The organism is Gemmatimonadota bacterium (assembly GCA_026705765.1).
Lineage (GTDB): Bacteria > Latescibacterota > UBA2968 > UBA2968 > UBA2968 > VXRD01.
This window is the reverse complement of sequence record JAPPAB010000046.1, coordinates 1-11,822: the sequence shown is the minus strand read 5'-3', so window position 1 is coordinate 11,822 and position 11,822 is coordinate 1. Positions and strand designations below refer to the sequence as shown.

Sequence of the window (11,822 nt, the reverse complement as noted above, 5' to 3'; positions counted from 1 at the left end):
TGTCAACAGCCGCGTGTTTGCACCTGTGTCTATCGTCTTCTCTCGTCGGCGTACAGGAATTGCCCAGACCTCCTATGACCACCTTGACAGATGTCTTCCCCAAACAAATGCCCTACGCAAACGGCCATCTGCTCGTCCCCGAAGGACCGGGATTGGGCATTGAATTTAACGAAGACGCGCTTGCAGACGCATCCCCTCCCGAACCCTCTACAGGCTCGGGTTTCCGCCGCGAAGACGGATCTTACACAAATTGGTAAAAAGGAATTAGAAGATGCGGAAACAACAGTACCCCGGCCTGCTCGCACTGATCGCTTTCATCCTCCTGCAGCCGGCCGCGGCAATCGCCCAAACCTCATTCCAATTTCAATACGGCAAACTCACAAACCCGTTTTCCGGAGCCGCGGAATACACCTCTATTCTCACCGTACAACAGGCAGCGCAGTGGCGATATGGCGACAGTTTCTTTTTCATCGACTTTTTGGAAGATGGCGTTCCGGACGGCTTCAACGACAAAAGTATCTACGGAGAATGGTATCCAACCCTCAGCATTGGCAAACTGACGAACACGGAGATCAGCATCGGCCCCATCAGAGATATTTCCATAATCGCTGGATTCAATGCCGATTCCGATGCCAATGTCCTCAAATACCTGCCCGGCGTCCGGGCTTCGTGGAACGTACCGGGCTTCTTCTTTGTCAACACCGACCTGACCGCTCTGATCGACGCCAGCAGCGGCACAGCGCACGGCGGCGCGCCCACAACGAGCAACAGCTTTCTATTCGACATCAATTGGGGAGCAGCCTTTGGAACCGGCGGTCAGTCCTTCGGATTCTTCGGTCACGCGGAATACGTCGGCTCCCAGACCAACGAATTTGGCAACGAAGTCAAAAGCTGGATCCTCGCGCAACCACAACTCACATGGGACTTGAGCAAGGCAATAAACGGCGAGGGCAACACGCTCTTCGTCGGCATCGAATACCAGTACTGGTGGAACAAACTCGGCACCACCGCCACCGACAACGTCGTGCAATTACTGGTCGTGTGGCAACTCTGAGAGACGAATAGACGAATAAACGAATAGACGAACCCCACCTCACTACCCAAAACCACTACGAACTCCTTCGTTGATTCGTTGATTTTTAAAAAGGAATATCACCATGAAAGTGCGAATCGGCATCATCGGTTGTGCGCGAATACTAAACGCCCATTTGCGTGGCTATAAAATCCTCCAAGAAAACGGTTTTGGCGATCTATTTCAAATCACGGCTTTGTGCGCGCGCAAAGAAGAAGACGCCCACCGCTTCCGAAAGCGAGGCGAGGGGCCCGGTCCTCGTCCCGCACCTGTTGACGCGCCCGGGGATCCGCTCAATGCACCGCATGCATTTATCAGCGACCTGCATCCCGATAGCGATGCAGAAGTGTACACCAACTACAACGAAATGTTGGAACAGGGCAAAATCGACGCAGTGATCATTCTGACCGGACACGACAACCACCACAGCATCGCCATCGACGCCATGAGAGCAGGCAAACACGTCTCGGTCGAAAAACCAATGGCAATTTCAGTCAAAGCGGCTCAGAAAATGTGCGAAGTCGCCGACGAAACCGGACAAATTTTGAGCATAGACGAAAATGTGAATTTCAATCCCTCTACCTGGGCCAGCCAATGGGCTGTAGAAAAGGGCCTGATTGGCGATGTACAAATGCTCTATCGCGGCGTCATCGGATTTCGCAATTCGCGTCCAGACCTTGTGGCCGCACGAACGCCCTGGCGCCAGAGCAAACTGGGCGCGGGCGGGGGCGTTGCCATCGATCTGGGCGTCCACCTTTTTAACGGCGTCCGCACAATTTGTGGACCGGTAAAATCCGTTCAAGCCCTGTGGCGAACGCTCGAATCGGTGCGCGTCTTGATGTCCGACGACGATAGCGCCGTAGTCGATCAAATCGAAAATCAAGTAGATGATGCTTTTTTTGCCAACTTTGAATTTGAAAACGGCGGCATCGGACACATAGCCGTCTCGAGAAGTGCGCGGGGAACACAGGTCGGTGTACCGGGTGGCACGAATATTTGGGGCAGCAAAGGAGCGATTTCAGACGGCCAATTATTTGGCGAAGACGGCACATCGGAAAATGTGGAAGACCGATTTCAACGCGAAGCCGATCCATCGCACCTGGACGAAGTCATGCCGCGCGGAATTACCGACGCATTTGCGCTTGAGAACCTGAACTGGCTACAGGCCATCGCAAACGGCAACCCCGTCCAGATGAGCGGCGAAGAAGGCACTATCGACCTGGCATTGAGCTATGCGATTCTCGAATCGGGCTTGCTCGGACGCGCCGTCACCTTAGACGAAATGTTAAAAGGCGAGGTGGATGGATATCAGAAAGAAATCAACGACTATTACGGATTGTAGGAGCACGCGATGAAAATCTCACCAGCACATCGACAACAATTGGATGAACAGGGCTATGTCATCATCCCCGATGTACTCTCTGAAGCCGAGATATCGCACTACCGCGCGCTACTATTGCGCCTCGCGGAACAAGAGCGTGGGGACGGCTCAGGACGGGTACATACCAGTGGCAGGGGCCAGCATGTGCGGTGGCTGGTGAACAAGGGGAAACCATTTGAAAAGCTGGTGGCACATCCCAAAGTCGTGCCCTACTTTGAATATATGCTCGGCGAAGATTATACCCTCAGCACACTCACATCAAACGTGATTTATCCGGACGCCGAAGACAATGCATTTCACGTCGATAATGCCCTTAGCAAAATGCCAGAACCACTGCCCTCATTTCCAATGTTTGTCAACACCCTGTGGCTCCTGAACGATTTTACCCCGGAAAACGGGGGCACGCGCTTTGTACCCGGCAGCCATCGGTTCTTAAAAAAGCCCCCGCCAATAGACCATCCACATGCCCTATGCCATCCCGACGAAATGCGGCTATCTGCCCCAAAGGGCTCAGTATTCTTGTTCAACGGCGCAATATGGCACGCCACAGGAGCCAACCGCACAGATGACGCCCGCGTGTGCCTGATCTGCTTCTGCTGCCGATCATTTCTAAAGCCCATGTTCGATTTTGTACACTACCTCAAACCCGAAGTAGTGGATCGAGCCACACCGGAAATGAAGCGCATCTACGGGTTTAACTCCCAACCCCAGCCGCCGGACGTGCGCGATTAAACTGATCTCACAGGATTACGCATCAATCGCGCCCCCGATTCGCCATTGAATCGGGGATATTTTTAGATACTCCAACAAAAGAGGCAAGCCATGAAAATTACCGACGTCAAAGCGACAACATTGAAGGGCTACAAAGATTGGAACTACGTAAAAGTAGAAACCGATGCCGGCATATCGGGCGTGGGCGAAGGGCATCCGGGTGAAGGCATAACCGATGCCGTGACAAAATGCTTGCGCCCCATGTTAATCGGGCAAAATCCCCTGAATGTCGAGCCACTCTACACCCGAATGCTCGACCGCAACACCGGACAATCTACCGCCGGGATACTCCTCGGCGCAATCGGCGGCGTGGAAACAGCTCTCTGGGATGTTGCGGGCAAAGCCATTGGCGTGCCCATCTATCAATTACTCGGCGGAAAATATCGAGATCGACTGCGGATGTACGCCGATGTGGGCAGAGGACGAAATCGACAAAACACCCCCGAAACATGGGCCGAGCGCGCCAAAGAGGGCGTGGCAGATGGATTTCAGTCCATCAAATTCGACATCGACGGATCCGCAAACGAATTGCAACACGACCCCGTAGATCGCGGGCTATCACTCGCCGAATTGGACAAAATGGAAGCCATGGTATCCGCAGTCCGCGACGCCGTCGGATACGACATCGACCTGTGCATTGATTGCCACGGAAAATACAATGTGCGCGACGTACTCTTACTCGCCCAGCGCCTGGAAAAATTCAACCTGATGTTCCTCGAAGACCCCGTACCCCCGGAAAATATCGACGCCATGGGCAAAGTAACGGCTTCGACATCCATACCGATCTGCACGGGCGAATGGGTCCACCGCAGAGACGGATTTCGCAGACTAATCGAGAACCAGGCATGCGACATGCTACACATCGATATCTCAGCGACCGGCGGCATGCTGGAAGGCAAAAAAATCGCAGATCTGGCAGACCTATACTACATGCCCGCCGCGTTCCACAACATCGTATCGCCGCTGGGCATGGTAGCATCCGCGCATGTAGGCGCAGCCGTGCGAAACCTCCACACCCTGGAACTACCCTACCACGCAGACCAGATAGAATGGCGCTGGGACCTCGTAATCAGCGACGAGCCATTAATTCAGGATGGACAATTTGTCCTCCCAGAAAAACCGGGCCTCGGCGTCGAATTTAACGAGGATTTGGCACGCGCGCATGTGAAAGAAGGGTATGATTTCTTTGATTAGTCGTTGACAAGAGATAGCAGATTTCTATATTGATGCGGCTTTTGAGAAAATTTTAGATGTACTATAGAAAAAGGAGACACTATGGAACTCAACATCGGCATGATCGGATATTCATTCATGGGCAAAGCGCACAGCAATGGATTCCGCCAACTGCCCGCATTCTTTCCCGAACTCGGTGTAACACCCGTACTAAAAGTAATCTGTGGACGCAACCTCGACGCTGTAAAAGATGCGGCTGAAACATACCAGTGGGAAGAATACGAAACCGACTGGGAAAAAGTCGTCGATCGAGACGACATCGACGTCATAGACATCTGCACACCCGGCGACCAGCACCTGCCCATGGCACTCGCCGCATTGAAAGCCGGCAAACACGTCATCTGTGAAAAACCCCTCACAAACACCCTCGCAGAAGCCAGAGAATTATTGGCCGTGGCTCAAAACACCGACAAAAAAACCATGGTTGCATTCAACTACCGCCGCGTACCCGCGGTGGCTCTGGCGCGACAACTGATCGCCGAAGGGCGGATTGGGGAAATTTATCACTGGCGCGCCGTGTACCTGCAAGACTGGATCATCGACCCCGACTTCCCACTCGTCTGGCGATTGGAAAAAGACAAAGCCGGTTCGGGACCACACGGCGATCTGAACGCGCACATCATCGACCTCGCCCTGCATCTCGTAGGCGACATCGACAGCGTGGTCGGCGCAGATACCACCTTCATCAAAGAACGCCCGCTGCTCGAAGCTGTTGATGGGGGCCTGGGGGCGCAAGGCGGCGAACAAATGGGCCAGGTGACCGTTGACGATGCCACCATGTTTTTGGCCCGGTTCCAGAACGGCGCACTCGGCACATTTGAAGCCACGCGCTTTGCCGCCGGGCGGCGCAACTACAACCATTTTGAAATCAACGGAAGCAAAGGCAGCATCGCATTCAACCTGCAAAAAATGAACGAATTGCAATTCTATTCGCGCGACGACGACGATCACATCCAGGGCTTCCGGGAAATTATCGTAGGTGAAGGCAGTCAACCCTTTATGGGCGCGTGGTGGCCCCCGGGACACATCATTGGCTGGGAACACACATTCACGCATGAATTCAGGGATTTCTTTGAAGCAATTGCACAGGATGGAACCTTTTCCCCCGACTTTGCCGAAGGCACCAAGGTACAGGCCGTCCTGGAAGCCGTAGTCGATTCGGCAGCGACAAAAACTTGGCAGGATGTGCCAAAAATTTGAGTTAAAACAGGAGTGAAAAATGGCAAGACCAGTTACGTTATTCACCGGACAGTGGGCGGACTTGACACTGGAAGTCATGTTGCAAAAAGCCAGAGACTTTGGCTATGACGGCGTGGAACTCGCCTGTTGGGGCGACCACATGGACGTGCGCGAAGCCGCATCGAATGACGGCTATGTGCGCGAAAAAAAGGAATTACTCGAACAATACGGCATGCAGTGCTTCGCCATTAGCAATCACCTGGCCGGACAGGCCGTATGCGACAACATCGACGCACGGCACGAGGCGATATTGCCGCCCCATGTATGGGGCGATGGCGATCCCGAAGGCGTGCGACAACGCGCCGCCGAAGAAATGATAGCAACAGCCGAAGCCGCAAACGCCATGGGCCTGACCGTGGTCAATGGCTTTACCGGATCCTCAATCTGGCACCTGTTGTATTCTTTCCCCCCGGTGTCACCCGATCAGATTGACGCGGGATTTAGCGACTTTGCCGATCGCTGGAACCCAATTCTGGATGTCTTTCAAAAGAACGACGTGCGATTCGCACTCGAAGTGCATCCAACGGAAATCGCATTTGATATAGCCTCATCTGCCCGGGCATTAGAAGCACTGGAAAACCGACCGGAATTTGGCTTCAATTACGACCCCAGCCACCTGGTCTATCAAAATGTGGATTATGTCGGCTTTATCCGCGAGTTCAGCGACCGGATCTATCACGTCCACATGAAAGACTCTTACCTGTCGCCCAACCCCAAACGCGCAGGTATATTTGGTGGGCATACAAATTTCGGCGACCCGGACCGCAGTTGGGATTTCCGCTCAGTGGGTCGCGGTAGCGTGGATTTCGAAGAAATTATTCGCGCATTAAACGACATAGGCTACGATGGACCGCTCTCCGTCGAGTGGGAAGATTCGGGCATGGACCGCGAACACGGTGCAACAGAATCCTGCGCCTTTGTCAATGAGATCGACTTTGAACCCTCAGACGTGGCATTTGACGCGGCGTTTGAAGAATAGCTTTCAGCAGTCAACTTTCAGCGGTCAGCCCTCCCCATCCACCATCCAACAGGACGGAATAGTGAGGGCTGACATTTTTTTGGGGAATATACAATGGCACGCTATCTATTTCTCGCAATATTGATGCTAATAACCGCTTGTGGACAACAGACCGGGCGCACGGTCGTCTTTGGGCGCGGTGGCGATTCTGTCGGACTGGATCCCGCGCTGGAGACAGACGGTGAATCGTTTAAAGTATGCGATAATATCTACGAAACACTCGTCGCATTTGTCCCCGAACGCACCGACCTCGCACCCGGATTAGCCACTTCCTGGCAAGCGTCAGAAGATGGATTGACCTGGACATTTCAGTTGCGTGAAAACGTCGTCTTTCACGACGGTACGCCCTTTAATGCCGATGCCGTCGTCTTTTCACTCGCGCGTCAATTCAAGCCCGATCACCCTTTCAACAAAGTAGAAGGCGCGTATCAATACTGGGCAGGCATGTCCATGAGCGACATCGTAAAAGACGTCCGCAAAATAGACGACATGACCGTATCCATTGACCTGAAACGCCCCAACGCCCCCTTCCTCGCAAATCTGACAATGAATTTTTGCGCCATCGTCAGCCCTGTTGCCGTCGAAAAATGGGGAGCTGATTTTGCTCGGCATCCCGTGGGCACGGGTCCATTTCGTTTTGTCGAATGGATCAAAGATGACCGCGTGGTATTGGAACGCAACCCCGATTATTGGGGACCAGCCCCCAAAATTGATCGCCTGATTTTTAGAAGCATTCCCGAAAACTCCGTCCGACTAATCGCCCTGACCCAGGGATCTATCGACGGCATGGACAACCTCGTGCCAGACTTCTTACCGACAATTGAATCAGATGAAAATCTCGCATTGCTATCCCAGCCTGGGATGAACGTGGGCTATCTGGCGATGAACATGGACAAAGAACCATTCCAGAACCTCAATGTGCGGCGCGCCATAAACCATGCAATCAACAAACAGGCCCTGATCGACAATCTGTATCAGGGATTGGCCATTCCAGCGGTCAATCCCATTCCGCCGACGGTCTGGAGCTATCGGCAAGAAACACCCGGCTATGAATACGACCCGGAAAAAGCCAGAGCACTCCTATCCGACGCGGGATTTCCAAACGGATTCAAAACCACCCTCTGGGCCATGCCCGTACCGCGTCCCTATATGCCACAACCCCAGAAAATCGCCCAGGCAATCCAGGCCGATCTACAAACAGTTGGCATCGAAGCTGAAATCGTCACTTATGAATGGGGAACATATCTGGACAAAGTCCAGCGCGGGCAACACGACATGGCATTACTGGGCTGGACCGGAGACAACGGCGACCCCGACAACTTCCTCTATATTCTGCTGGACAAAAGCGCGACCCAAATGCCGGCCAATAACATTGCCTTTTACCGCAGCGACCCCTTGCACGAAGTATTGGTAGCCGCCCAGAAAGAATCCGACAAAGCAAAACGCACGGCCCTGTATCAAAAGGCTCAAGAAATCGTCTTTCACGACGCTCCCTGGGTACCTCTCGTACACTCGACCCAAACCGCAGCATTCCGCACCCGCGTCAAAGGATTTAAGCTACACCCCACCGGAAGCAAATGGTTTCACGATGTGACGGTTGAAGAGTAAGCGATCAATGTATCGGACATCTTTTTAATAGCGACTCTTGCTCTGATTCTGAGAATCCTGTATAATTGCGTACAACTGAACTTCTGTTAAACTTGTACACTGTCCGACAGGTTTATCCCGATCCAGAGAATTGATACCATGTCAGATACGACAACACAGTTGCATCCCGATCCCAAAGCCTGCGCTGTCGCCCGTGCGGTCTGTGATGTGGTCCATCCCAACACCGTCATCCTGTTTGGGTCCCGCGCCCGGGGCGACTTTACGCCCGATTCCGATATTGACCTGCTCATCATCACGGATTCCCAGCAGATAGACCGGCAGGAATACATGCGCACGAGTGAGGCGGCTCGCCGCAAAGTCCAGGAAGTTTACGGCCACTCCATGGGCGTTGACCTTGTCCACCTGAGCGAGGACGTTTTCCACGACGGTCGCCGTGCCCGAAATCATGTCGCAGGGCAGGCTGTCCGCGATGGCGTCGATATACATGGCGCAAAAATAATCTATGACAACCCGGAACCGACCAACTGGCCCGACATACGACAGCGAATCATCAATGCCGAACGAGAACTCCGTGTTCTGAATGTCTTGGTTGAAGCAGACGCCGATCAGGAAGCCATCGGCTTCCACGCCCAACAGGCTCTTGAAAACGCGCTAAAAGGCTGGATTTCGGCACTTGATACCGACTACAAAAACACCCACGACCTATCAGATCTATCGGCCATCATCCGAACCCATCCCGAAGAGAACGACACTCCCGCCGGTGAAAAGCTGACCTGGCTGACCGACTATGCCGTAAGATATCGCTATCACGGCATAGAGGTCTGCGTGGGAGACCGCTTCGAGTTGCTCGCTACGGCAAAAGAAACCGTAGAGACCATCATCGCCCGCATTCGGACGCTGAGCAAAATGACTGAATAAACGACCACTTCGCATCCGAACAGTCGGTCACCATAAGGGCGACAAGTTCCCAGATTGTTCTCTGCCATTGAAATATGGTACGCAATACGGTTTGTTGACACCCTTTTGGATTTGGGCTATATTGCTTGAAAGATCACTCTATTTTTTTAAAATACGACCTTATAGCGGATACAATAGACGTCATAGTTTGTAAAAAAAATAATAACTTAAATCCGTCCCGGAGTTTCATAATGGCAACATTTACAGTTGATGAATTGGTCAAAGCTGCTGAGCAATTGCCTCAAATAGATTTGGAAAACTTGACAGCGCAGGTACTCACACTCAAGGCAAGACGCGCGGCACCAGAATTGTCGAAAAATGAAGCCGAATTGCTCCGGAATATCAACCGGGGAATGCCCGATGCGTTACAAAATCGATATCGGGAACTTATTGCCAGCAGACGATCAGAAACACTGACCGAATCCGAACACACCGAACTGCTTCACCTGACAAATCAATTTGAAAAATACGATACAGAACGGCTGAAATATCTTACCGAACTTGCACGTATTCGAAAAATTTCTCTGACAGAACTTTTAGATGAACTCGGCATAGAACCAGCCTATACATAAGCTGTGAACACGAGACTGAAACAAGCTGTTATTCATCGTGCTCAGGGATGCTGTGAATACTGTCAGAGCCAGGCTCGTTTTGCAACCCATCCATTCTCTATTGAGCATATTAATCCACTTAGCCGAGGTGGCAAAGATATGCTTAATAACTTGGCTTTGGCTTGCCAGGGATGTAACAATTACAAATACACCAAAGTCGAGGCACCTGACCCCGTCAATGGTCAGCCCGTTCCACTCTTTCACCCAAGACAGCAACTTTGGATAGATCATTTTAGATGGGCGGATGGCTTCACTCACATTGTCGGAATTACGCCAACAGGTCGCGCAACTGTAGAGGCTTTACAACTGAACCGTAGAAGTCTGGTAAACTTGCGCCGGATTCTATTTGTCGCAGGTGTACACCCACCATCAAATTCTGATTACAATAGATAAATTGCCATAAAATCCCTTCAAAGATTGCTGTATCGGCAAACACAAAAGCCCAACGGCCTCCTCTAAACCGTTGGGCTTTTCCTATTAAAACTTCAATCACACAGGTCAAATAGACTTGTCTATTGCGCCTGAAATATTAAGGTGTGCAGCGTAAAAATAAAACCATATATCAAAAAAATGGAAACTGGGACAAATTCTGAACGTTAGGACAAAGGTTTGGCATTGACTTTGCGAACGTTTGTGTAAACTTTTCTATATCTATGAAAAAAGTATCATTCAAGCAAATTAAAGTATCTCAGATTGATGCCAACATGCGCTATTAAAAAAAGGCCAGAACAACCAGTTAGGCAAATCTGTTCACACTATTGTGTAATTGCAGTCTTAAATGAAAAGAGAAACCAATGCGTAACCTGATTTTATTCACACTATTCACACTCGCGTTTTTGATACATCCGCTATTTTTTCCAGCGCAAAATAGCTTTTCTTTTTCCATAGAGGCGAACACTGCGGCGGGTGATCAGGCGATCACATCTGTTAATGTATCCCCGGATTTTGATGGTGATGGTATGGTTGGCTTCTCTGACTTTTTGGCGTTTGCAGGTCTGTTTGGAGCAAGTCAGGGCGATGGGAGGTATGACGCAAAGTATGATCTGGACAGAGACGGCGCAATTGGATTTTCCGATTTTCTAATCTTCAGTGCCAGCTTTGGCAAAGAGGTATCTCCCCCTGATGGTGCAACGCAGGTTGCCATTCCAGATGCGAGCCTGCGTGCGGTTATTGCGGACAGTCTCGGCAAGGCGAGCGATGCGCCAATCACGCAGGCAGAGATGGCGACCTTAACTCACCTTGCTGCTCGGAACAAGAATATTCGCGATCTAACCGGGCTTGAGTTTGCTATTAACCTGACAGCGTTGGATCTCGAAGGAGAGGGCGTGGGTGTGGATGGAGAGTGGGTGAACAGCAACGAGATATCCAACCTGTCGCCGCTATCTAATTTAATCCGTCTGGAACGACTGTATCTTTCCGGCAACAGCATATCGGATGTAGCACCGCTATCGAACTTGACCAATCTGGAAGCGCTGTGGCTTGACGTCAACAGCATATCGAATGTGGCACCACTATCTAACTTGACCAGGCTAAAAGGACTGGAGCTTTCCTTCAACAGCATATCGAGTGTAGCACCGCTATCGAACTTGACCAGCCTAAGATCACTGACTCTTGCTGACAACAGCATATCGAATGTGTCTGCACTGTCAGGATTAACCCGTCTGGAATGGCTGGATCTTTCCTTCAACAGCATATCGAATGTGGCGCCGCTATCGAACTTGACCAGCCTGATAGAACTGGATCTTTCCTACAACAGCATATCGAGTGTGGCACCGCTATCTAATTTAACCCGTCTGGAATGGCTGGGGCTTGACAACAACAGCATCTCAGACCTCGCGCCGCTGGTGGCAAATGCGGGATTGGGTGAAGGAGATTGGATTGAAGTAAGTAACAACCCCTTGAGTGCCACATCAATCAACACACACATCCCAG

The 11,822-nt window shown here is 51.5% G+C and carries 12 protein-coding genes; all 12 read left to right on the top strand.

Annotated features, from left to right (window positions below):
- Positions 1-257, top strand: a 257-nt coding sequence (locus tag OXH16_05815; GenBank protein ID MCY3680892.1) for a hypothetical protein, incomplete at its 5' end; no start/stop codon positions are given.
- 14 nt (positions 258-271) lie between these two features.
- Positions 272-1,054, top strand: a complete 783-nt coding sequence (locus OXH16_05810) for a nucleoside-binding protein (protein ID MCY3680891.1) — start codon at positions 272-274, stop codon at positions 1,052-1,054.
- Positions 1,055-1,157: 103 nt separating this feature from the next.
- Positions 1,158-2,414, top strand: coding sequence for a Gfo/Idh/MocA family oxidoreductase (locus tag OXH16_05805; protein MCY3680890.1), 1,257 nt, complete (start codon positions 1,158-1,160; stop codon positions 2,412-2,414).
- 9 nt (positions 2,415-2,423) lie between these two features.
- Positions 2,424-3,185, top strand: coding sequence for a phytanoyl-CoA dioxygenase family protein (locus OXH16_05800; protein MCY3680889.1), 762 nt, complete (start codon positions 2,424-2,426; stop codon positions 3,183-3,185).
- A gap of 90 nt (positions 3,186-3,275) precedes the next feature.
- Positions 3,276-4,418: a mandelate racemase/muconate lactonizing enzyme family protein gene (locus tag OXH16_05795; protein MCY3680888.1), complete on the top strand. Its 1,143-nt coding sequence runs from the start codon at positions 3,276-3,278 to the stop codon at positions 4,416-4,418.
- Between the two features lie 81 nt (positions 4,419-4,499).
- Positions 4,500-5,657 (top strand): Gfo/Idh/MocA family oxidoreductase, encoded by a 1,158-nt coding sequence (locus OXH16_05790; protein MCY3680887.1) that lies wholly within the window; start codon positions 4,500-4,502, stop codon positions 5,655-5,657.
- A gap of 19 nt (positions 5,658-5,676) precedes the next feature.
- A complete protein-coding gene (locus OXH16_05785; protein ID MCY3680886.1) occupies positions 5,677-6,675 on the top strand; it encodes a sugar phosphate isomerase/epimerase in 999 nt (332 codons plus the stop codon).
- A gap of 93 nt (positions 6,676-6,768) precedes the next feature.
- Positions 6,769-8,322, top strand: a complete 1,554-nt coding sequence (locus OXH16_05780) for an ABC transporter substrate-binding protein (GenBank protein MCY3680885.1) — start codon at positions 6,769-6,771, stop codon at positions 8,320-8,322.
- 138 nt (positions 8,323-8,460) lie between these two features.
- Positions 8,461-9,240 carry a HEPN domain-containing protein gene (locus OXH16_05775; protein MCY3680884.1) on the top strand — a complete coding sequence of 260 codons (780 nt, stop codon included), beginning with the start codon at positions 8,461-8,463 and terminating at the stop codon, positions 9,238-9,240.
- A 230-nt stretch (positions 9,241-9,470) separates the two neighbouring features.
- Positions 9,471-9,851, top strand: a complete 381-nt coding sequence (locus tag OXH16_05770; GenBank protein ID MCY3680883.1) for an STAS/SEC14 domain-containing protein — start codon at positions 9,471-9,473, stop codon at positions 9,849-9,851.
- A 3-nt stretch (positions 9,852-9,854) separates the two neighbouring features.
- On the top strand, positions 9,855-10,283 hold the full coding sequence (locus OXH16_05765) for an HNH endonuclease (GenBank protein ID MCY3680882.1): 429 nt from the start codon (positions 9,855-9,857) through the stop codon (positions 10,281-10,283).
- 401 nt (positions 10,284-10,684) lie between these two features.
- The coding region (locus OXH16_05760) for a leucine-rich repeat domain-containing protein (GenBank protein ID MCY3680881.1) at positions 10,685-11,822 on the top strand (1,138 nt) is incomplete at its 3' end.

Bases quoted from the DNA above. Each gene is read 5' to 3' on its own strand.
- OXH16_05810 (MCY3680891.1), top strand. From the start codon at position 272: ATGCGGAAACAACAGTACCCCGGCCTGCTCGCACTGATCGCTTTCATC.
- OXH16_05790 (MCY3680887.1), top strand. From the start codon at position 4,500: ATGGAACTCAACATCGGCATGATCGGATATTCATTCATGGGCAAAGCG.
- OXH16_05805 (MCY3680890.1), top strand. From the start codon at position 1,158: ATGAAAGTGCGAATCGGCATCATCGGTTGTGCGCGAATACTAAACGCC.
- OXH16_05770 (MCY3680883.1), top strand. From the start codon at position 9,471: ATGGCAACATTTACAGTTGATGAATTGGTCAAAGCTGCTGAGCAATTG.
- OXH16_05775 (MCY3680884.1), top strand. From the start codon at position 8,461: ATGTCAGATACGACAACACAGTTGCATCCCGATCCCAAAGCCTGCGCT.
- OXH16_05780 (MCY3680885.1), top strand. From the start codon at position 6,769: ATGGCACGCTATCTATTTCTCGCAATATTGATGCTAATAACCGCTTGT.
- OXH16_05785 (MCY3680886.1), top strand. From the start codon at position 5,677: ATGGCAAGACCAGTTACGTTATTCACCGGACAGTGGGCGGACTTGACA.
- OXH16_05800 (MCY3680889.1), top strand. From the start codon at position 2,424: ATGAAAATCTCACCAGCACATCGACAACAATTGGATGAACAGGGCTAT.
- OXH16_05795 (MCY3680888.1), top strand. From the start codon at position 3,276: ATGAAAATTACCGACGTCAAAGCGACAACATTGAAGGGCTACAAAGAT.